The following is a 23,799-nucleotide window of genomic DNA, read 5'->3' on the forward strand; positions in this document are numbered from 1 at the left end:
AGCCTATCGATTCAACGACGATGATTAACGGGAGAATAATGCTAGCAACAAAGGATCAATAACACTACCAGTCCCAGTACTAGTACTACTGGTATTTACTAAGTTTCTATCAAAGAGACTCAACAAAGTAAGACTACTATTGCTACCTGTATTGGTAGTGTTTGTCGTTACTAGGGTTCTATCAGCCAGACTGGACAGGGTAGGATCACTACCACTGTTAGTATTGTTAGAACCACCAGATGAACCAGTACTACCAATATTTCCATTAATCACTAGATTTTCATTTGTCATTAGACTAATCAAGCGACTATTGACAACTTCAACTGATGACCCATTATTATTAATAGTCTCTAACAAAGAAGATCCATTAATAATAGTTGTGTCATTGCCATCATTTCCAGAAAGGTTGACTTGAGCATTATTCAGCAATATTGAATAATTAATTGGCGTATTCACTTCAAAAGTATCATCACCAAATTCACCTTCAATGTTCAATACAGCAGTATTACGGTTCACTTGAATATAGTCATTTCCTGTTCCTGTTTTGATATTGGTAATGTTCTTGGTTCCCAATATATTAACTCCTGGTAACAAGACTCCATTTACTATTTCATCCACTACGCTGCCACTCGCGTCTACTTTCGTCCCTATGCGGAATTTATCATCGCCTGAGCTGCTATCAATATTAGTTGTTGCACTTGTGTTAAGGATAGTGAAGTCATCATTACCTATACCTAATTTAAGATTCAACACCTCAAAACCATTGTAGTAAATACCTTCACCTGTACTTAAACCCGTCAGAGATGTATCTGTTAAGATGCCAACGTTATTGGAGTTATCTCCTGAATTATCTATATTTAAAGTATCGAGGTCATCCTGTGTTTCACCGTAAATAGTTAGGCGTTTTTGAATTTCATTAGTTCTATTTTGGCTGCTACCAATATTTACAATGTCATTGCCTCCACCAGTGTAGATATTAGTTGTAGTAGCGAGTCGTTGAATATTCACAATGTCATTATTGCCTTGAGTAATAATTGACATTTGTTGAGCATTAATCCATCCCTCAATATTGATGGTAGCACCGGCTGGATTTTGATTATTGTAATCACCTTGAATTACAACATTATTGGCATCTGATATTAAAGAACTTGCACTTATTTGAAAGCTATTATTTACTAATAAACTGACATCGGTTTTGGCTTTCAATTGAGCATTATTCAACATTGAGAAGTTTGTTGAGGTTACACTAATATCTTTTGCGGCTTGGAGTAAACCATTATCTACTAAAGTTAAATCCCAGCCATTTAAATGAACTGCATCTTGATAACTAATTACTTTTTGTAGATTAATTGCCGCAGTTACATTATTCACATTTATCCAGCCTCCGGTCACCATATTTAGTGAGCCTGTTGCACCGGTAAAAATAGTTTTAGCATTGATATTCGTGGTTGTATTTCCTGCATTAATGACAATATTATTACCCGCCATAATGCTCTGATAAAAATCAATATTATCTGTGAATTGATAGAGAGCATTTACAGCAGCATTAGCTTGATCTGTAGTTTGACCGATCTCTAAATTGACTTCACCAGTATAACCAGTCATTCTTTGAACATTAACAGTTACTGGCTTTTTGTCAAGAGCTTTTGCTGTCAGGTTAAGATAAGTAGAATTTTGTGCCTCAACGTTGAGATAAATATTGCTATCAGCAACATTAGCTGTAACTGGGCTATAGCCTTGATTCAATTCAGCCGCAATGCCTTGATTAATTGCCCCAATGCTTCCCGCAGCAGTCATTTTCAGATCACGAGTAACGATGTTTTGTGTAGTTCCTTGCCTGAAAATGTTACCGCCACTGTAAAGTATAGTGCGATCGTGAGGATTCTTAATCTTACCTTGGAGAATCAGGTTAGAAGTACCCCAGTTATTAATCGTCACTAAAGTTGAATTAATCGGTAGGGAACCATTAATTGACTTATTAGTGCTGCTGCCATTCACAATGTACTTAAATTGAGATGCTGCACCTAAATTGATAGCATCTATATTATTGATAATCAGATTATTGGCAGAATAGTTATCAATTTGCACCGTATCGTACGCAGGGTCTTTAATGCTGTATTTGCCATTATCAGTCAAAGAACCTTTAAAGTTTGCTTCTCCAAGCTCAGTCGTTTTAATGTCGCTAACTATCGCGTTATTACCGCTGAAATTGACAGTAACATTATTACTCTTTTGCGTAACTTGACCATCAGTACCAATTACTAAGACTGGATTTTCTCCCCGCGCCACAAAGTTAACATAAGAGTTGAAATTAGTAGTCGCAGTGGGAGCAAATGTTTCATTTTTGCTTTCCGAACCAAAGTCCATCGTAATTACGATGTCGCCAAAAGGAGTCCAGATTCTCAACTCCCAAGCTTTGTCACTGTGAGCATCGGTTCTGTAACTGACACTTTCCAAATCTGACTTCACATTTAGCTTATAAACATCCAATGTCGAAGTCGAATCTGTGATGACCTTAGCTGACAGAGGCATATTATTACGACTATCCGAGTCAGTATCGCCTCCAAGTCCATCACAATCAGCAAATGCGATCGCATTGCTGCTGACTTTCTTATAAATAGCGTTGAGATTAATATAATCTCCTTTAAGATACGCTTGAGAACCGATGTTAACAGTAGCATCCGTTCCTGATAGCTCAACTTTGGAATGAGCGTCAATGTTACCAATCAAACCAGCACCTTCAGCCTCAGAACGAGTTTCAACATTGAGATTGTTAACAATTGCCTCAATCGTCAGCGTTCTTCCTTCTAAATGTGCATTGCTATTAATATCCGTTCGATTAGTGCCATCGATGTAGAATTCGCCATTAGCATCCGCATCAGCATAAAAACCTACACCACTAGCTTGGACTTTGACATTACCATTAGTGTTACTATTAGAGCCAATTACAAGGTCATCGTTAGCGATAATGGTAGCGTTATCCTGAACAGTGGTAGTTGTGTCATGTTTTAGACGTGCGATCGCATCAGCATCGGCAAAAGTTATGAGAGAGCCAGCCCCACCAGAAGCGGAAATATTAAGATTATTGTCGGACTGAGCGTTAATAATAACGTTGCCCTGGGCTTGAATTTTAGCAGCATTACCGACGTAGGTATTGTTGGTAGTGTTAACCGTGAGATTAATTTCTGATGCCCCAACCGCGATCGCTCCATAAGTCTCAGAAGTTGTCGCCCCCGTTACTTGAATATTAGATAGGGACTTCACTGTGACATTACCTAATGCTGTTAAAGATGCATTATTGCCTATATAGGTTTTGGAGGTAGGAGTAATATTGAGGTTGGTTCTTGTGCCAGTTCCTCCAAGTAATGCGCCTGCTGAAGCTTGAGAATATGCAGAGAAGACCTGATCACCTTGGCTTGGTAAAACTACGGAAGCTCCCGATGACAATAGATGTTTGTCGCCTGTTGCTGTTCCATTTTCCAAATCGAGATGTAGGTTGTGGATTCCTGTACTAGCACTACTTAAATCGATAACAGATTGTTTTACAAATATATGGCTTGCACCCGTACCAGTTAACCCTGATGTGTCGAGAGCAATCGCCGAGCCACCATTTGTTTTCGACAATTGAAAATCAGACAGTGTAGAGTTTTTAACGTAATAAGTTACATTTTCCTCTAATTCAGTAGTTGCTGTCAGAGAATAGGAACCAGCACCAGCATTTAGAGTAAGTGCTGTACCACTACTAGTAGCAGCTAACTGGAAGTTGTTGTCATCAACCTTAATTACATAGTAGGTTGTGCCATTTGTTAAACCGATTGATGATACTCCACTGTATTTGACCGCTTGTCCTGTCGTAAAACTATGGTTTGTCACAGTAATCTTGTTAGAATTTGCTGTGCTGTACGTAAAATTAGTTACATTAGAAATCTTGAGTCCTACAGTAGTAATTTTGTGGCTTGTTCCTGCGGTAGCATTGGTAATATCTACAATACCAGTTACCGTGTTTGTAGCTTGGTTATATGTTGTACCGAGTTGGAACTTATTGTCATCTACCTTAATGACATAATACTTTTGACCATTAGTTAAACCACTTAAAGCCGTGCCAGTAGCAGAGTATATAACTTGATCACCTGTTTCAAACCCATGACTTGCGGAATTAATTGTATCTTGAGAGACTATATCGCCAGTGCTGAGGTTAAAGATATTCGCCTTACCGCCAGTATCAGGAACTGTTGTATCAACTGTAAACAAGGCAGAACGTTTTTTGTAGACAACAGTATCACCATTCTGGAATACGTTAGCAGTTTTATCGTCTTTCCTGGCTGTTATAGTTGTGACCCCTCCTACTGTGTTGATTCCAGCCAGCTTGGCACCTTCATTCACGTCATCTATAATCGGTGTCTTTGATAATTGAACAGTGTTACTATCAATGACTTTGACATAGTACTTCTGACCAGAAGTTAAACCGCCAATGTTACTTGTGCCACTACTAGCTTCATAAATGACTTGTTGGTTATTTGTGAAATTATGCCCATTAGCAAACTTCAGGGTGTTCAATTTCGTATCGATTGTAGTGGCATCGAACTCACTACCAAACTTCACAGTCTTATCATTAACAGCAATCACTTTGTAGCTGGTTTGGTTTGTTAGTCCACCAATAGTATTACCACCACCATTGGAGTACACAACAGTATCTCCAGTTTTGAGTCCGTGATTATTAGCGAAGGTAATGCTATCTGCTGTGTTGTTGACTGCATTGCTAGGATTAAATGATGTATCAGCAGAAACAGGTGCTTTGCCTAAGCTACTAGAGATGGTTATATTGCCAGCTTCAATTGTGGTATTAGCACCAACATAGGTATTGATTGTGGGGTTCGAGTTAACTTCAGAGAACGACAGTCCAACTGCTAACGCTCCGTAACTTCCACCCTTACTTGCTGCGTCTCCATCTACAGAGACATTAGAAAGAACATTGATATCTTTGGTAACTTTGATTGTGTTGTTGTCACCAATATATGCAGCGACATTGGGATTGACGGTAGCCTTGGCATCAGTACCATTACCAGAAATAATCCCACCAGAGGATGCTTGAGTCGTCGCTGTTACAGTTTCGTTAGTATTCGCCTTGACATTAAGGTTGTCAGTATTCTCAACTTGAATACCACTATCCAGATATGCTTTAGTTGTGCCAGTTTCCTGAGCATTAGCAATCACAGCGCCAGCCGCAGCAAGTCCATAAGATGCTCCTAAACCTTCTACGTTCAAATTAGACGAAGAGTTAGCAATCACATCAATGTTATTAGCCTTAATTATTGCTGTGTGATTGCCAACATAAGCCTTAGAGTTGTTTTCAGAACTCAAAATTGCCACAGCCGCCCCTAATCCCACCAGGCCAGCTGAACCAGCAACAGCTTCTACTGTCGTCGAGTCTACAAAACCAGTGGACTGAATTGTAATATTGCCACCAATTAGTGTGGATCTATCTCCTACATAAGCAGAAGCATTATGCTGAATATTAGCAATGCCTACTGCACCACCAACACTTGCGAGTCCAGCAGATAATGATCCTACTGTCATATTTAATTTAGTGGTCTCATAGGCATTAACAATTATGTTATTGCCAGCGTTTGCTGTTCCTGCAATAAATGCTGTAGTTCCTTGAAGATTGAGTAGGCTGGAAGTAAAATCGGCAGATTTGGTAGAAATGTTCGACTTGCCACTACTATCTTTACCCATTTTGTTCAAGTCTTGTAGTTGGGTGTCTACTTTACTTTGGGTATCGCTAGCAGCTTCTTTACCTTTATCAGACATACCACTGCTGACATTGATGATGGAAACCGCCCCTTGGACACTAAAACCTAACCCTCCACCCAAAGCCATAACATTAGAGGTCAGGGATTTTTGAGTTTTCGCCTCTACAATTAAGTTGTTGTGGGCGTAGATCTGCGACCCTTGAGAATTTATCAGATCACTAGAGTTGATATATGCATTAGTAGCATTCTTCATTGTGGTGACTTCAATACCAACACCAGCTGCTGCGGCTAAACCAACCCCTGCTGTGCCGGCATTGACTTCTACCTTACTATCATTGAAAGCTTTGATATAAACATTGTGTTGTGGAACTGTAGATCCAAAAATTGCATTGATAGCGACATCATTTGCATAGGCTTCGGTTGTATTCTTGAAGGTATTGACAGCTATACTGGCAACAAACGCATATCCACCAGCACCGCCAGTACCAATCGTCACACCAAGGTTGTCTTTGCTTGTTGCTAAGACAGCGACTCCTTGGAAAGATTCTGTAACACCAGTTCCATCAGTTTTGGGAATAATTATGCTTTGCTCGCCCACTCCATCAATACTGGAATTATTCACATAAGCACGGGTTTTATTTTCCAGATTATTGACTGCGATCGTGGCACCTAAGCCCACAAAACCACCACTAAATGTTCCGCCTTTAGTAGTCATCGTGTTATTAGAATCCGCCAATATACCCACACTACCGTTAGCTTTAATAATGCCGTTTTGGACGAAAGCAGAGACATTATTAGTCATCTGATTTACTGCTGCCGAACCAGCAGCACCTACAAATAGGCCAACAGAACCACCCGCTGCGATCGTTTCAATTGTTCCCTTGCTAACAGCTGTGACAAGCACATTACCTGATGTATTGACAGTTGTATAGTTGCCATCATCAGCTGCAATGTAGGCTTTGACAGTGCTGCCAATATTGTTGTAAGCTACTGCCGCTCCAACAGCACCACCGCTAATACTAATACTAATCTGTCCAGCCAAAGACTTGATAGTGGCATCATTTTTAGCAGAAATTTCTAAGCTATTAGCTGAAATTCTGGCATTTAAGGTATGAGCATCAACTGTATTACTGATGTTGTTTACTGATACAGAACCTGTCAAGGAAACGCTTGGCACTGCTGGACTACCAGATACTGAAGCTCCCGCAGACAAGCTCTCAATTTTAGAAGTATCGTTGGCGGTAACCTTGATTTGCCCAGAAGTAGAAGTTGCTTCACTATCGTTGATGTAAGCTTCAATTTTGCCACCATAGTTATTGACTGCAACGGCAGCACCTATAGCTGCTTGACCTGCGGCACTAATTTGGCCTGCTAAGGATTGAATAGCGGCATTGTTTGTAGCTAAAATCTCAATATTTTGTCTGGCTTGAATAATCGAATTATTGCTAATGTACGCCAGGGTTTGAGTGCCAATATTATTGACAGTTACCGAGCCACCAAACGCAAATGCTCCACCACCAGTACCACCAGCCGTAATATTACTAATTTTTGGTGAAGAATTAGCTTTGACTGTCAAGCTGCTATTACTAGAGGTAACTTGGGAATCACTGATATAAGCACTGGTTTTGTTATTGACATTATTTGTAGAAACGGAAGCACCTACACCAGCAGCACCACCGATGACTACTTGTCCTGCTAGCGATTCAATGTCTGAATTATCGTTGGCTAAAATCTCTACCTCTTGAGCAGCATTAACTGTGGCTTTGTCGCTAATGTCAGCTTCGGTAACGGTACCAATGTTATTTACCGATACTGAACCACCTGCGGCAAAAGTTCCGGCTCCGGCTCCTCCAACTGTGGCATTGCGAACTAAAGCTGTTAAGTCTGCGTTGACTAAAACATTACTTGTGCTGGTGACTTGAGACGCACTAATGTATGCACTGACTTTGTTATTTACATTATTTGTGGATACCGAAGCTCCAATTGCTGTATTTCCAGACCCAGCAATTGTGCCAGCAAAAGAGTTGATGTTGGAGTTATCTGTTGCTAGGACTGTAACACCTTGGGATGCTTCAACAGTGGAATTATTGCTAATGTAAGCCAGAGTTTGAGTGCCAATGTTGTTGACAGTTACCGAGCCACCCAGCGCAAAACTTCCTCCGCCAGCGCCAGCTACAGTAATATTATTGATTTTGGGTGCGATCGCTGCTTTAACCTTCACTCCACCAATTGTGGAAGTGATCTGAGAACTGCTGATGTCAGCACTGACATTGTTATTGATATTATTCGTAGAAACAGCCGCACCTACGCCAGCAGTACCACCGATTGCTACTTGTCCTGCTAAAGATTCAATGTCTGAATTATCGTTGGCTAAAACTTCCACCGCTTGGGCAGCATTCACTGTCGCATTGTCGCTAATGTGAGCGTCAGTCACAGTATTGATGTTGTTTACAGATACTGAGCCACCTAATGCAAAACTTTGTCCGCCTGCACCACCCAAGGTAGCGTTACTAATTTTAGCTTTTAAGTCTGCTTTGAGGAGAATGTTATTGCTAGTTGCAGTGACTTGCGAACTGCTAATGTATGTGACAACTTGATTATTGATATTGTTGGTAGAAACCGCAGCACCTATGGCAGTATTTCCGGAAACTGCTACTGCTCCTGAAAGAGATTTAATGGTGGAGGTGTCGAGCGCGCTAGCCAATACCTGAGAGCCTTGAACAACGGAATTATTACTGATGTAGGCAGTAGTAACTGTGTTAATAGTATTGACGGATACAGAACCGCCCAAAGCAAACTTTTCAGATCCGCCACCACCGATACTAATAGCTTCAATGGTTGAAGTTGAAAGGGCGCTCAGAGAGACGAGGTTATTAGAAGTCAGGTTGGAATTGCTAACGTATGCCTTGATACTGTTACCAATTTGATTAACACCAATACCTGCACCAATTCCAGCTTTTTGACCTACTCCAACACCACCAGCTAAAGCTTGGATTGTCGAATTATCACTAGCTGAAATGTTATTTTGACCGTCAGCAGTGAGATTTACAGAATTGAGATAAGCTTCGGTTGTATTACCAATCAAATTAATAGCAACAGAACCGCCTAATCCAACATCCTTGCCGCCACCTACGCCCAAAGCGATCGCCTGAATTACAGCTTTCGACTCTGCCTGAAGTTTTAATTCACCTTGAGTAGATAAGGTAGAACTTTCAATATAGGACTTGACAACATTACTAATACTGTTATATGCAACTGCTGCTCCAAATCCAGCCTTACCACCGCTCAGTCCCACGGCACCAGCTAGATTAGCAATGTCGGAATTATCCTTCGCAATCAAAGAAATGATTCCTGTAGCAGTAGAAGCTCCCTTCTGGGTATTAATAATGGCAGTTTCGGTTCTGTTGCTAATAAAGTTAAGGGAAACAGTTCCGGCTCCAGCTGCGCTACTTTGTTGCGTGGAAATACCTAAAGAAGCAGTAATTGCTTTAATCGAACTTTCATTGATAGCAGAAAGTTCCAGTTTTCCTTGGTGGTCGAGGCTAGAATCTTGAATGAGTGCTTTGGTTGTATTATTAATCCGGTTAAGACCGATCGCTGCCCCAAAGCCTGCCTTACCGCCAAAGCTTAATGCACCACCGATCGCAAATATGCTAGAGCTATCTTGAGCATTCAATCCTACATCCCCAGCAATGGTTGCATTAGTGCCACTCATTGAAGCTTCAGTTGTATTGGCAATCTTATTTAAAGATACAGAACCAGAGACTGCATAACCATTTTGTCCAGGTGCTGCTGCTCCACCTGCGGAGAGGGCAAACAAATCTCCACTGCGAGTTGCACTGAGAGAAAGCTGACTGGCTTCTAAAGTAAGTTTATCCCCGTTTGCAGCACTACCAGAGATATAAGCACTAGTTGTACCAGTCAGGGTGTTCATGCTAAAAGATCCAGCAATTCCAGCCGAAGTGCTGTTTGGATCTTTCTTGGCAGAAAATGACACAGCACCAGAAACAGATCTCAAATCCGAATCATTGACGGCTGTAATATCTAGCGTTTCGCCCTTGATTGTGCCTGCATCGTTGATGTAAGCAGAAACTTTATCTTTAACGTTGTTGATTGATACATCACCAGAAATACCAATGCCCGATTTACCTTGATTACCTTGGTCGTTGGAGCTAGTACTGCCGCCAGAACCGCCTGCACTAGATAAATCTGGTTGAGGTGCGCTAGCTAATTGATCGGTAGATGCTTCTGAAGGTTTTTCGGGGGGTTTATCTTTAACAACTGCTGCCGCTAAGGAGAATGCCCACAATCCACCATCAGCTTTGGCCTCAACTTTAATATCTCCTTCAACTTCAATGTCTGTGCCTATCCCAGCTGTACCAGTTTGATTACCGATCAAGGCAAGTGTTTCCCGATCCATTTCATTAACTGTTACAGACATCCCAATACCCAGGTTTTCGCTTTTAGCAACACCACCTACAGCCGTGATCCGCAGTGTTTCGTCGTTGGCAGTAATTTCTAGCGAACCGCCTGTGACCTTAGCTCCGCTTTCTAGCTGGGCGATCGTTTTGCTTTCTTGATTGGTGTAGGAGAAGGTGCCACCAACGCCAAATTTACCACCACCTCCACCTGCTTGACCTAAGTCAACGTCAAATGCAGTAGATTCAGCATTGATTGTTAGACCGCCATCCGCACCAGTATAAATTGAAGTACCTGTTTCTACCTTGGCGATCGTAGTGCTGTCGTTAAACATTAGGAAGAAGGCTCCGCCAACTCCTCCTTTACCACCACTAGAGCCAACTGGGTTATAGATTGCTAAAGGATCTTTTTTCTGAACTAAGTCTTTTACTGAGTCAATTGAGAGATCAAACTTAAATACACCAGTTACATTAATCAGTTGCATTTCTGTTGTAGCTTCAACAGAAACGGTCTGGTCGTCACTTTCAGGTCTAATATCCTGATTCTGATTTATTTTCGCGCCTGATTTGACAATTGCCTGAGAATTGTTAGTGAATTGCTGATAGTTAACTGAACCAGCTAGACTAATTTCTCCCTCAGTTTCTGATGTACTTACTGCCCAAGAGTTGAGCAGTTCGCTTTGGATGCCCAACTTTCCGTCTAAATACCCTGTGACTCCACCAAATCCCTCTTCTTTCAGCATTGCTCCTACATCGCTGGGAACAAAACGCTCTTGTGGTTCTATACGGAAGGGATAGGAAACCTCAGATGTGATTCGTGTGTCTTTGCTGGCATCAATAACTGCGTTACTTTCAATTGTGGTTTGGGCATTGTTACTATAAAGCCCAACGATTACTGCGGCACTAGCAGATGCCTTTTTCGCTGCGCCGTTTGAACCTTCTGCGTCTTCTGTGGCAGCTTCTGCGGCAGTTTTAATATTTTCGGAGATACTTGCCTGGACGCTAACATCTGCTTGAGATTCTAAAACTGCATTACTACCTATAGTTGCAGTGACATTATTATCTATTTTGGAAAATACAAACGCTCCTGCTGCGGTAACACTAGCATCGCCCCCACTACCACCTGAATTTGAGTTTTTGCTGTAATTATCTTCTGTGAGTTTGCCAATTATTGCACTTACAGCAATTTCTGGTTTTTCAATTTTGTCTGCAATTGAAGGATCTCCACCTACACCAGAGGTTGCATCAGCAGCATCTTCGCTCTCTAGTTGAGCAATAACTCGGATACCAGGATCTTTGAGGATGTGAGCATTACCTTGTACTCCAGTACTCTTGAGGTCGATAAATTTTTCATCTTCAAGGTCAGAGGAAGATTCTGCTAATTGGATCGTGTTCTCATCCACGACCTTAACGTAGTATGTGGTGCTATCCTCTAAATCTCCAATATTAGAGTCAGCATCATTATTGTTCTTATAAATTACAGCTTGGCCATCTTTAAAACCGTGATTTTTAATGGTAATAGTGTCATTATCATTATTCACTGCCGAGCCAGGATTAAACTCGTGTTGTAAGCTGCTACCTGAGACTACTTTGCCGTTTACAAAGGTGTTAACGTCTGCTTTAGAGAAACCCAATGCCGCAGAAATTCCGCCTCTACCACTAGAACCAAAAGATCCTACTTCAGCACTGGCTTCGCGCTCTGTTTTACCATTAGCAACAAGATTAACATTTCCGCCAGCCTCAATCTCTGCTCCTTGAGATACTGTTGTTTTAGAAGTTAATTTTGCATTGGCGATCGCTATCGATACTCCAACTCCTGTTGAATCTGTAGGCTCTTCACCTAGATTTTTTAAGGTGCGGGTAGTCATACCTGCAACTGAATTGGCATCAGATAGAATGTTCACATCTCCTTCTGCCTTGATGATTGCACCTTGACCAATTGTAGTAATTGCAGTTGCATTAGAACTGCTATATCCAATGCTGAAATATTGATTGAGAACTTTGCTAGTACTATCTGCTTTAGCAGTAGCTGAAATCTCAATATCTCCACCAGTGGTGAGTTTGGCATTATTGCCAAGTATTACACTTGCTGACGATTCTCTAATAGCAAAATCAACTGGTAAAGATGCAATAGCAGTACCATAGTCTATTAAGGGTTGTACTAAAAAGCCATTCACCCACGAATTAATTTCATCGGTAGGGTTATCATCCTGTGCTTCTGCTTTCAGTGTAATGTTTTCAGCTTCAATTGAGACATTATTCCCTAGAGAAATTTCGGCTTTCTGAGTGTTTACAATACCACCTGGTAGCAGATTTAGTAACACTGAAGAGTTATTCTTGGCTTCAAAGGAAACATCACCTGAAGTGAAGATATTGACATTATCTAGGATACTAATGCTTTCAGCATTTACCGTTAAATTCCCACCATTGAGAGTTAAATTCTGAGCAAAAATTACCGAGTCATTCCCATCCTCGCCATCAATGGTTAACGATTTAGTAAAATTAGCATCTATTGAATCTACTGTAATTGTGTCATTTCCCAATAGTCCTTTGATGGTTAGTGAATTACTGGGGTTCCAGAAAGTAATGCTCTCAAAAGTACCGTTACTGCTGAAAATAGTCGTTTTTCCTATAGTATCTTTTTTGACTAGGATTTTATCGTTACTATTAGTAGCAGTAAATACTCGGTCTGCCGTAGTAGTATTGTCAAAAATTGGTGCTAACCCGTCATAGCGAATCGTCTTGGTATCGAGCAGAATCTCGCCTGAATGAGGCCCATCTGCAATAAATTTAGCACTGTTATACGTTCCGCCTTCAAGAACCAAAGTCCCTAAATTCCCATCACCTCCATCTGCAACGCCACTGAGATTACCCTCTGGAGTAAAGACAAATGTGGCGTAGTTATTGGCAGCAGCTTTAAGATTTTCAACATTGTGAAATTCAATATTGCCAATGTTTCCAGAGTTGTCTCCAGTGATGTACCATGTTGTGTCAATTTTGGGGCCAAATAGTGTGTCGTTTCCCTGCCCACCTTCAAAGTTAAGTTTTGCCCCCGTATTTTTTAAGGTATCGAATAAAGAACTATCGATATATAAGCTATCTTTATCAAAACCCAAATTTACTGAAATATTTGTATCTTGAGAAAATCCCAGCCCATTTATCTGATAAAAATAGTTGCCATCAGCACTGTATTCTAAAACTTGACCATCACCAACTTTTAGATATAAATTCTCTGCTTTATCTGTACCTAAAAGCATCAGAGAGTTATTTGGTAAAAGCTGATAAGCAAAAGGATCTAAACTGTTAAATAGTGAAGAATCAGAGGATAAAGAATTTGTACCTGAGTAATTTGTATTAATTGAGTTAATGTCCATATAGATAGCAAGTTAATTTAATTAATGATTGTTGTAAAGCTACAAAATATGAGAATTGAGTTAGATAGGCAATGCAAAACTATTCTTAATTAGCCATAATAGCTTTGAATACATAGGGTGCAACAACTGCACCCTATGTGAATTATGCAAATTTGAATCAAAAATTCATGAGCGGTAATTATTGAAGAAACTTCAGATTTTACAGTCTCTATCGGTTTTTTTCTCGGTGATAAAACTTAGTTTAGATATGGCTGAAGATAGAAACTTATCCTTTAGGTACGGATGGTATTCGTATTTCTACTTTCTCTTGTGTATTAGCTGGGGATTTAGATTCTTGTTCTGTGGGGAGATGTCTCGCTTGTTCTTCAGGAATTTCAATATTTAGGATAGTAGAGGGTGCTTTGTTGAGAAATTCAATTCCTGGTGCAACTTCCCGATATGGACGGTTGAGGAGATAGTTCAGTAGGGCATCACGTTGTTGCTCTGTGAGTAAGTAAACTCTTTGCTTAACTTCTGGCATGGCATTTTAATGTCTTGCATAAATTGTAATTTGGGAAAATCAATATTTATAATTTCCCCATACCCAATATTTCACCGCTAGATATATTTGTAATCGGTAAAATAACTGATATCAAGACGATAAGTGATGAATTTTACAGTCAATGCAAATTTCTCAGCGTAACAATTTTATCTAAGCATTACTACTAAAGTAATATTAATTCCTCATAAAGGAAGTAAATTGTTTAACTTATGATTACACTGATAGGAGCTATCACCTCCTATCAGGTTACTGTCAGTGTAAAAATAAAGGGCAAAACTTATTGTAAGGCAGCAACTATTGGACGTTTATACATTTATTTGGTTCATTATGGGTAATCCAAGAATTAATAACAGTATTAGAACGCAAATTGAACATAACGAAAATATTTTAAGTATTGCTAGTGTTTGGGAAACGGCAGTCAAACACAGCATTAGTAAACTAAATTTTAATGTGAGTTTTGCTGAGTTTGTTGAACAACAAATAGTGATTACTGGTATACCATTAATGCCTATCGCCATTAAGCATATTTTAATTGTTTCCCAATTGCCTTTACATCATCGTGACTCCTTTGACAGAATGTTGATCGCTAAAGCAATTGTAGAAAGCATACCTATTGTAAGTGCTGATACAATTTTTGATACATATCTTATACAGCGTTTGTGGTAGGGGCTGTGGATATCTACCAAAAGATTAGTAAACAAAAGACACCAAAAAAACTTAGCATTACTTTGATAAGGCATCATCAGTAATAATTGTATGAGTTATTATATCGCTCCTCGCTTTTTGGATAAAATTGCTGTTCACATCACCAAGAATTTTTTGAATATTCCTGGTGTGCGAGTTCCCTTAATTTTAGGTATTCATGGACGTAAAGGTGAAGGGAAAACTTTTCAGTGTGAGTTAGCTTTTGAAAAAATGGGTGTGGAAGTAACACTCATCTCTGGGGGTGAATTAGAAAGTCCCGACGCAGGAGATCCAGCACGCTTGATTCGGCTACGCTATCGAGAAACAGCAGAACAGGTCAAAGTGCGCGGTAAAATGTGCGTGCTAATGATCAACGATTTAGATGCTGGTGCAGGCCGCTTTGATGAAGGTACACAATACACCGTAAATACTCAGTTGGTAAATGCCACACTGATGAATATTGCCGATAATCCTACAGATGTGCAATTACCGGGTAGTTATGACTCCAACCCGATACGCCGTGTCCCAATTATCGTAACAGGTAATGATTTTTCCACACTCTACGCGCCGTTAATTCGGGATGGACGGATGGAAAAATTTTATTGGGAACCCAGCCGTGATGACAAAGTGGGAATTGTTGGTGGTATTTTTGCCGAAGATGGACTCTCTAAGCGCGAAATTGAACAGCTGGTTGATACTTTCCCCAATCAATCTATTGACTTTTTTAGTGCTTTGCGAGCGCGAATTTACGACGAACAAATCCGCGAGTTTATCCACAAAGTCGGGTTTGAACGTATATCGTTGCGTGTGGTCAATAGTTTAGAAGCACCACCAGAGTTTAAAAAGCCTGATTTTAGACTGTCTCATTTAATCGAGTCTGGTAACTTTGTGATGGCTGAACAAAAACGGGTCGAAAATTCTCAGTTGGTGGATGAATATAATCGTCTCAATCGAGGTAGGAGTTCTCAACCAGCACCACCCGTTGCTGAACCACCAGTTAGTCAATCATCATCTAATGGTTCTCGTAAGCAGGAAGTATCAAACACTCATGTCAGCCTGGAAACTCAAGAACAAATCCGGCGAGTCTTGTCTCAAGGACTTAAACTTACCTTTGAACACGTAGATGAACGCCGCTTCCGTACAGGTGCTTGGCAAAGTTGCGGTACAATTCACATCGATGCTGAGTCTGATGCCATCTCAACTTTAGAATCACATCTAACTGAATACAGTGGTGAGTATGTGCGTTTGGTAGGAATTGACCCGAAAGCCAAGCGGCGGGTTGTAGAAACGATTATTCAACGACCGAATGGGAAAAATTAAAAGTTACAGAGTAGAGACGTAGCATTGCTACGTCTCTACAGAGTTAATATATATCAGGTTTTTGTGAAATGGTCTAACAATTCCCTGGATGGATTTGCTGATAAATTAAATCCTGCAAGATATTGGCTTGTTGATTACTAATGGATATATGCAGACTTGGCAGAGTCATCCGCAGCAGCAAATTTTTTTGATGATGTTGGATAACTTAAACGTTGAATTACCTGTGGTGAAAGTTCGTAATAGGGGGTATCACTTAAAATTTCCACAGATTCTAATAATTCAGCATCGTTGCCCAGTATCTTTACAATGTTTTCACAAATATCTTTGAGATCCGTATCTATCCCAGTGACAATCGATATATCTCGGCTGATACTGGGTTAATTAGATACCAAATTATAGGGTTCCAGGTTAGTCATCTGGGCAGCTATCCGGGGATGGGTGCTTCGCCGCAAGCGGATGTCATCTATCCCTTTAACTAATATTACCAATCTGTCTCTATTTAACTTAGATATTGCATTATTTTTCATAAGCCTGTAAAGGAACAAGCTTGGCACTTGCTAAAGCTTTACGCCAAGCTATCGTTGCTGCCATTCGGTAATCAATTTCTCTAGAATCAACATCATGGTAGCTTCCATTATCAATGGAAATTATCATAGATGTTAGTGAAATATTTGTTTTATGAAAATAGTCAATTATCCCATCGATAATTGCTTCAAAAATTGCTGGGATATAATAAAAAGGAATAATGCTATCATCATGAACTCGCCAGATAATTTGAGTAGTTCGGTATTCAATCATAGGTTCAATCTGTAACCATACATGACCGTAACTCCCAACACTGGTTGCAAATCGAATATATTTACCTTCTGCTATTAATGGTTGAGAAATAGAATAAAGATTATATTCCACTTTATTCCATAAATCTAATTCTATCCTGTCCTCAAAATTATCCCAGATGTTAGCGACCCAATGCCAATTTTCTACATATTTACAAATGTGATCCCATTTGTAATTACGCACACTCTTGTAAAATTTTAACAAATTATATAAGTCACGGATATCTTTTAATTTTGGCTGTTCCTGCTCTATTAATTCAAGTAATTTTCTTGCTACTTCTATTGTTTCTTTTATAAAGAGTTCACCCGTATCTTCATATATTCTTTGTTCTGGTTGTTGATTTAATAATTCAATAGTGCGATGTAACCATCTCACATCTTTTCTTGCTTCGTAAGTATAATATTGAATATTGCTAAGTTTTTTGCTATTCATACATAGATAAAAGATTTTGCTTATGCCTTTACCTATTTGGTGTTGGTTCACCAAATTTAATTAAAAAAGCGATCGCCACACTCACTGCTAAAATTAATGTCATACTCAACGCTGAACCAAAACCCCAATTTTGGCTAACGCCGAGAAACTGGTTGTAAACTAGCCGCGCCGCAGTCATACTCGAAGCACCACCTAAAAGTTCTGGGTCAACAAAATCGCCTAGTCCAGTAATGAAAACTAAGATTGAACCAGCAGTAATTCCTGGTAAAACTTGCGGTACTGTAACTTTCCAAAAAGTTTGTGTGGGATTTGCACCTAAATCTGAGGCTGCTTCTAACAAACGCTTATCTAGTTTTTCTAGGGAGGCGTATAAAATTAAAACCATATAAGGCAATAAGCTGTAACTCATACCAATTAATACAGCCGGAGTCCGGTTAAGTAATTCTAAAGTCGGTAAGCTTAAACTACTTAAAATAGTATTTAATAAACCGGTGGGACGTAAAATTGTAATCCACGCGTAGGAACGAAGTAACGAAGAAGTCCACAAAGGTAAGACAAAAGCTAATAATAATAAATTTCGCCATTGTTTTGGTGCAATTTGTGCTATCCAGTAAGCCACAGGAAAACCCAATATTAAACAAATTATAGTTGTACCCATTGCTAACCATAGCGATCGCCAAATTACTTGCAGATAAAGAGGGTCTAGTATCCGGATATAATTAGCTAAACTACTAGGATTAACTATATCTCCTGGACGAATATTAGGTACTAAACTCAACTGTAAAATTATCAGCGTTGGTAATATTAATAACAATAACAACCAAATTCCGGCTGGTGCTAATAATATTAATGGTTGTAATAAGCTGAACGAGGGACGATTTATTTCTTCTATACTAGAAATATCATCGCTACGATTAATTGAAGAAGACATATTTTTTATATATACAAACTTAGAGGTTTAGTTGTGTAGCTTTACTAATAACAAAGAACAAATGGCAACATTCACTAATTAGTTACTACTAGTTAATCGATCCCAATAGCGTTGATAAACTTCTTCAAAGTCACCCAGAGGTGTAATACGTTCACATTTTTCTAATAGTGATATTTCAGGAAATAAATTTTTATTGTCTTTAAGTTTTTTAGGCAATAGTTCAAACCCTGCACTATTGGGAGTAGAAATATTCAAATTTTTGCTAATCATTGCTGCCACTTCTGGTTGTAAAATAAAGTTTATCCAGGCATAAGCACCATCTAAATTTGGTGCGGTATTGGGCAAGACAATTGTATCAGTCCATAAGGAAGAACCACTGCGAGGAATCACATATTTAAATTTAGGGTTTTCTTTGATAATCTTAATAGCATCGGCGGAGTAACCCATAGCTAGTACTAAATCTCCAGCTAGCAGCTGGTTTTGCCAAGCATCAGTATTAAATGATGCGATCGCAGGTTTTAATTCTTGTAATTTTTTATATGCTTGTTTCAGTTCATCTTCATCTTTTGAATTATACGAATAACCCAACATTCTTAATACTGCTCCCATCACCTCACGCACATCGTCTAGTAAGGTCATCCGCTTATAAAGGCGTTCTCTATTTTGCCAGCAATAATCCCAATCTTCCGGTGCTTGTTTGAGAATTTCAGAATTGTAAATTAACCCTGTAGTTCCCCAGTTGAATGGTAAACTATAAGTGTTGTTTGGATCATAACTAGGATTTTTGAATTGCGGGAGCAAATTATCTAATCCAATTAACCGATTATGGTCTAATTTTGCTAATAAGTTTTTCTCTACCATCTTCTGTACCATATAATCAGATGGGTAAATTACGCTGTAAGCACCACCACCTCCAGCTAATATTTTGGCTAGCATAACTTCATTAGAACCATAAATATCTACAAGCACTTTCACGCCTGTTTGAGTACTAAAAGTTTGTAGTAATTTTTGATCTGAATATTGCTCCCAAGTGTAAAGATATAATTGGTCACTGCGGCTAGATTGAGTAGTAGCACGAACATCAGCTAATCTCCAACCACAACCAGTTAAAGATAAACTAGAAAATGCTGCTAAGGTTTGTAAAAATTTTCTTCTTGTCATTTGTATAAGGAATGTTACCTATAGATTTTAAATATGAATTCAGCTTTGGTGCTAGTTCATCAATAATGCTTTTGATTACCTGAGTTTGTTCCATAGTTAAAAGATTACGTTTATAAGCACGTCTTAGCCAATGTTGAGTTTCATTTAATAACAAATGACAATTAACTATTGACCAATAGCCAAACAATCACTCTCTGCCCATAAAACATAGATTGGTGTTTCACGATCTGGTAAATTACCAAAGGTATTAGGCTGTAAAACATTGATATTTATGCCATTTGTTAATTCCACAACGTAGGTAATGTGAGTTCCCAAATACATGACATTAACTAGCCGCCCTTCAAAAGAGTTAGCTGGTAAATTAGGAGGATATAGTGATAGTTGAATTTTTTCTGGGCGCACACTTACTACTACTGGTTGGGATAATTCTATGGGTGTAACTTCAGAGCGAGTAACGACAATTTTGAGTCCTGTTTTGGTTACAACTTGTATACAATCAGCTTCTACGGCAGCAATTTCACCACTAAATAAATTAGTATCACCAATAAAATCAGCCACAAACGATGTTTGCGGACGTTCGTAAATTTCGCTGGGAGTTCCAATTTGTTCAATTTTGCCTTGATTCATTACCGCAATGCGATCGCTCAAAGACAAAGCCTCTTCTTGGTCATGAGTGACTAAAATAAACGTGAGTCCCAGTTTTTTGTGTAGATTTGATAACTCTACTTGCATTTCTTTACGCAGCTTTAAATCTAAAGCCGCCAAAGGTTCATCTAACAGCACCACAGCTGGATAATTCACTAAAGCCCTAGCTAATGCTACCCGTTGTTGTTGACCACCAGAGAGTTGAGCGGGAAAGCGCGATCGCAAACTTTCCATTTTTACCAGTCTTAAAGCTTCTGTAACTCGGCTTTCAATTTCTGATTTGCGTAATTTTTTCTGCAACCGTAACCCAAAAGCGATGTTATCCCAGACATTTAGATGGTTAAACAGTGCATAGCTTTGAAATACAGTATTCACAGGTCGGCGATAAGGAGGAACATTAGTCATAGACTGACCCTGGATCAATACTTTGCCAGCATCAGCCGTTTCAAATCCAGCAATTAAACGTAACGTTGTTGTTTTGCCACAACCGGAGGGGCCTAAAATACTAAAAAATTCCCCGTGGCGAACATCTAAATCTACTCCGTGTACTGCTGGTTCTTGTTTAAAAAACTTGAACACATTACGCAGTTCCACATCAAGCGGCTGAAAAGAGGTAATTCCTCTTTGATTCTGGGCAACAGATTGAGCCATAATCCTCAGTAGAATGCCGTGATTTTACCTGTTTTTTTCAGTGAAATTAGCCTATTTACTAGACGTAAATAACACTTTGGTTTATTGTATCCGCCAAAATCCTAAAATCAGGAAGATACATTTGCAATTATTACAACGTAAATCCTGAAGAAAGTTTTGGGCATTCTAGACCAAGAATTCTAATTTCAGAATTTATACTTACATTTATGACCTATGTCTTTATTTCCATCATCTTTACCTAACAGCAAAAGAGAGACACGTACTGTCGGACGCGGTATCCAGTCAATATTTTTAATTGCATTTACACTATTGGCGATCGCTGGAATTGAGGGAAGGTTAGCATATTTACAAATAGTAGAAGGGCCACAACTGCGGAAACGCGCCGAATCTAACCGTGTACGCACAATTCTCAAACAACCAGAACGCGGTAATATTTTTGACCGCAATGGCAAGCTTTTAGCAACTACTCGTTATCCCCATTCTGTATATTTATGGCCAATGGCGCATACTAAGCCATCTTGGTCAGTTGTCGGGCCGCGTTTATCTGAAATTTTGGATATTCCGCAAGACGAAATAGAACATAAGCTAGACGCAGCAGGCGCGAACTCTTCCTCACTAATTAGGATTGCGCGTGATGTTAACGATGCCCAAATTACCGCCTTAAAAGAGTATGAAAGTGAACTGAAAGATGTAGAAATTAATACTGATGCTGTACGTTTCTACCCACATGGGCAAGAATTAGCTCATGTATTAGGGTATACGCGAGAACTTACCCCAGAACAGTTAAAGAAAAGGCAGAACGAAGGCTACCGTCTAGGTGATGTGATTGGCCAGATGGGAATAGAAAAAGCGTATGAAAACACACTGCGGGGTGAATGGGGTGGTCAGGAAGTAGAAGTAGATGGCGCAGGTCGCCCAATTAGAATTTTAGGCAACAAAGAAGCAAAGTCTGGTCAAGATTTGCACCTAACCATAGATTTAGAACTACAAAAAGTAGCTGACAAAGCTTTAGGTAAGTATCAAGGGGCAATTGTCGCCCTTGATCCTAAAAACGGTGCAGTTTTAGCAATGGTGTCTCATCCTGGTTTCGACCCCAATATTTTTTCTAAGCAAAAACTCTCTCAACAAGATTGGGAAAGCGTTCAAGGTAAAGACCATCCTCTAGTAAATCGGGCTTTAAGTGCCTTTCCACCAGCGAGTACTTTTAAAATTATTACTACAACGGCTGGGTTGGAATCTGGGAAGTTTTCACCTGGTACAGTTCTACAAACCTATGGTTCATTAACCTTTGGTGGAGTGACTTTTGGTGAATGGAATCACGCAGGATTTGGGACTATAGGATTTCCGAAAGCGATGGCGATGAGTAGTGATACATTCTTTTATCAAATTGGGAAAGGTGCTGGCGGCCCGGCTTTAATTGAATGGAGTCGCAAATATGGATTTGGTCAAAAAACTGGCATAGAGTTTCCCAATGAAGAATCAAAAGGTTTAGTTCCTGATAATGCTTGGAAACAAAAAACCTGGAAGATCCCCTGGACGATTGGCGACACAATTAATATGTCCATTGGTCAAGGTGCTTTGCAAGTCACACCAATGCAATCAGCGATTATGTTTTCTGTTCCCGCCAATGGAGGGTATCGGGTGAAGCCGCATTTACTGAAAGACCATGAAGAAGCCCAAAATTGGCGCGAATCTTTGAATATGAAGCAGACAACTATCAATGTTCTGCGTGATGGACTGCGGAAAGTAATCACTGAAGGTACAGGTAAACGCTTAAATCTACCCACCATCGCCCCAGCATCTGGTAAAAGTGGTACAGCCGAAGCTGGTGTAGGTCGGCCTAATCATACTTGGTTTGGGGCTTATGCACCTAGCGATCGCCCAGAAATTACCGTTGTCGCCTTTGGTGAAAATTCTGGTGATCATGGTGGTACAGTCTGCGGGCCGATGGTATTACAGGTATTAGAGGCGTATTTTCAGCATAAGTATCCAGGTAAGTTCCAAAAATCGGAACAAGAAGGATCAGCAAATTCTCAAAACTCTAGTAATGGTAACGGCGACTAACATTGATTAAACTTTGAAATCAGATTGTCTCAATCAGCTAATAGCTAGATTTACCGACAATGGATAAAATATAAACCAAACCAGCGATCGCTCATTGGGTGCAAACGTTTATTAGGCATTCAAAGGATTAGATTGCTGGTTTTATAAATCAATCTAGCCTACGAGATAAGATGATTGCGCTCAAAAAAAAGGATAGCGACGATGAAAAAAGTAGCGGTATTTGGCAATGCAGGAGGCGGTAAATCAACTCTCAGCAAAAAATTATCCGAAATCACTAGTTTGCCACTTTATATCTTGGACAAAATTAAATATCAACCAGGAGGCGTTCAAGTTTTGGATGAAGACTATAAGCGCACCCATGACGACATTTTAGCCACTGACCGATGGATTATTGACGGGTTTGGTTCTATGGAAACCCTTTGGCCACGGCTAGACGAGGCGGATACTCTGATTTATATTGATTTACCACTATATGTGCATGGATGGTGGGTAACTAAACGATTCATCACAGGTTACTTGAAACCGCCCGAAGGCTGGCCGCAAAACAGTCCGATATTGAGGAGTTCCCTAACTAGCTACCGCGCACTTTGGTTATGTCACAAATATTTAACCCCAAGATATCGTGAGTATATCAAGCAAGCTCAAAGTACCAAAAATGTCTATCACATTCGCGCGACTAAAGATATTTCGCAATTTTTTGAATTAGTGGAAAATGAGACTAAGTTTAAAAATAGTGCATCAGCCTAGCTTTCCCTTTGATAAGATTCTAAAATTCCACTGCGAATCATCAGTTGTGGCCAAACAAATACAAAAAAGCCCATCCAAACCAGTACAGGAATAGACACAAGAATTGTTAGCCAGACAATTTTAAATAGTAACCAGCTACCACTAATTAAAATTACAGACGTGAGGATGATAGACCAAGGTTGACACCACCAAGGTTTGTAATTCCAAGGATTTAAAGGTTTTTGTTCAGACATATAGCACT

12 protein-coding genes are annotated in these 23,799 nt (G+C 39.6%); 4 read left to right on the forward strand and 8 right to left on the reverse strand.

What is annotated here, in order from left to right:
• Window positions 1–24 precede the first annotated feature (24 nt).
• Window positions 25–13,545, reverse strand: a complete 13,521-nt coding sequence (locus H6G76_RS21525; RefSeq protein WP_190705289.1) for a hypothetical protein — start codon at window positions 13,543–13,545, stop codon at window positions 25–27.
• Between the two features lie 265 nt (window positions 13,546–13,810).
• On the reverse strand, window positions 13,811–14,065 hold the full coding sequence (locus H6G76_RS21530; RefSeq protein WP_190705291.1) for a hypothetical protein: 255 nt from the start codon (window positions 14,063–14,065) through the stop codon (window positions 13,811–13,813).
• 318 nt (window positions 14,066–14,383) lie between these two features.
• Here H6G76_RS21530 and H6G76_RS21535 point away from each other — a divergent pair, with 318 nt between their 5' ends.
• The gene (locus H6G76_RS21535; RefSeq protein WP_277883118.1) at window positions 14,384–14,752 is read left to right on the forward strand and encodes a type II toxin-antitoxin system VapC family toxin; all 369 of its coding nucleotides are present in this window, start codon (window positions 14,384–14,386) and stop codon (window positions 14,750–14,752) included.
• Between the two features lie 90 nt (window positions 14,753–14,842).
• Window positions 14,843–16,090, forward strand: a complete 1,248-nt coding sequence (locus tag H6G76_RS21540) for a ribulose bisphosphate carboxylase small subunit (protein WP_190705297.1) — start codon at window positions 14,843–14,845, stop codon at window positions 16,088–16,090.
• 137 nt (window positions 16,091–16,227) lie between these two features.
• Here the strand turns inward: H6G76_RS21540 and H6G76_RS37790 are convergent, their stop codons facing one another.
• The 5 genes from H6G76_RS37790 to H6G76_RS21565 form a co-directional block, all read right to left on the reverse strand.
• Window positions 16,228–16,356, reverse strand: a complete 129-nt coding sequence (locus tag H6G76_RS37790) for a hypothetical protein (RefSeq protein ID WP_277883119.1) — start codon at window positions 16,354–16,356, stop codon at window positions 16,228–16,230.
• 250 nt (window positions 16,357–16,606) lie between these two features.
• Entirely contained in the window at window positions 16,607–17,359 is a 753-nt protein-coding gene (locus tag H6G76_RS21550) for a hypothetical protein (RefSeq protein ID WP_190705299.1), read from the reverse strand.
• A gap of 28 nt (window positions 17,360–17,387) precedes the next feature.
• Window positions 17,388–18,290 carry an ABC transporter permease gene (locus H6G76_RS21555; RefSeq protein WP_190705302.1) on the reverse strand — a complete coding sequence of 301 codons (903 nt, stop codon included), beginning with the start codon at window positions 18,288–18,290 and terminating at the stop codon, window positions 17,388–17,390.
• Window positions 18,291–18,368: 78 nt separating this feature from the next.
• On the reverse strand, window positions 18,369–19,451 hold the full coding sequence (locus H6G76_RS21560) for a spermidine/putrescine ABC transporter substrate-binding protein (protein ID WP_190705303.1): 1,083 nt from the start codon (window positions 19,449–19,451) through the stop codon (window positions 18,369–18,371).
• A gap of 165 nt (window positions 19,452–19,616) precedes the next feature.
• Entirely contained in the window at window positions 19,617–20,747 is a 1,131-nt protein-coding gene (locus H6G76_RS21565) for an ABC transporter ATP-binding protein (RefSeq protein WP_190705306.1), read from the reverse strand.
• Between the two features lie 213 nt (window positions 20,748–20,960).
• Here H6G76_RS21565 and mrdA point away from each other — a divergent pair, with 213 nt between their 5' ends.
• Both mrdA and H6G76_RS21575 read left to right on the forward strand, forming a co-directional pair.
• A complete protein-coding gene (gene mrdA, locus H6G76_RS21570) occupies window positions 20,961–22,811 on the forward strand; it encodes a penicillin-binding protein 2 (protein WP_190705309.1) in 1,851 nt (616 codons plus the stop codon).
• A 201-nt stretch (window positions 22,812–23,012) separates the two neighbouring features.
• Window positions 23,013–23,558, forward strand: a complete 546-nt coding sequence (locus H6G76_RS21575; protein WP_190705312.1) for an adenylate kinase — start codon at window positions 23,013–23,015, stop codon at window positions 23,556–23,558.
• Here the strand turns inward: H6G76_RS21575 and H6G76_RS21580 are convergent.
• The gene (locus H6G76_RS21580) at window positions 23,555–23,791 is read right to left on the reverse strand and encodes a DUF6737 family protein (protein ID WP_190705314.1); all 237 of its coding nucleotides are present in this window, start codon (window positions 23,789–23,791) and stop codon (window positions 23,555–23,557) included. The genes H6G76_RS21575 and H6G76_RS21580 overlap by 4 nt on opposite strands.
• Window positions 23,792–23,799 lie beyond the last annotated feature (8 nt).

The sequence above is a fragment of the Nostoc sp. FACHB-152 genome, assembly GCF_014697475.1.
Taxonomy (GTDB): Bacteria; Cyanobacteriota; Cyanobacteriia; order Cyanobacteriales; family Nostocaceae; genus Nostoc_B.

Coding starts and splice junctions, on each gene's coding strand:
- H6G76_RS21525 (WP_190705289.1), bottom strand. CDS start 13,545: ATGGACATTAACTCAATTAATACAAATTACTCAGGTACAAATTCTTTA.
- H6G76_RS21530 (WP_190705291.1), bottom strand. CDS start 14,065: ATGCCAGAAGTTAAGCAAAGAGTTTACTTACTCACAGAGCAACAACGT.
- H6G76_RS21540 (WP_190705297.1), top strand. CDS start 14,843: ATGAGTTATTATATCGCTCCTCGCTTTTTGGATAAAATTGCTGTTCAC.
- H6G76_RS21550 (WP_190705299.1), bottom strand. CDS start 17,359: ATGAATAGCAAAAAACTTAGCAATATTCAATATTATACTTACGAAGCA.
- H6G76_RS21555 (WP_190705302.1), bottom strand. CDS start 18,290: ATGTCTTCTTCAATTAATCGTAGCGATGATATTTCTAGTATAGAAGAA.
- H6G76_RS21560 (WP_190705303.1), bottom strand. CDS start 19,451: ATGACAAGAAGAAAATTTTTACAAACCTTAGCAGCATTTTCTAGTTTA.
- H6G76_RS21565 (WP_190705306.1), bottom strand. CDS start 20,747: ATGGCTCAATCTGTTGCCCAGAATCAAAGAGGAATTACCTCTTTTCAG.
- mrdA (WP_190705309.1), top strand. CDS start 20,961: ATGTCTTTATTTCCATCATCTTTACCTAACAGCAAAAGAGAGACACGT.
- H6G76_RS21575 (WP_190705312.1), top strand. CDS start 23,013: ATGAAAAAAGTAGCGGTATTTGGCAATGCAGGAGGCGGTAAATCAACT.
- H6G76_RS21580 (WP_190705314.1), bottom strand. CDS start 23,791: ATGTCTGAACAAAAACCTTTAAATCCTTGGAATTACAAACCTTGGTGG.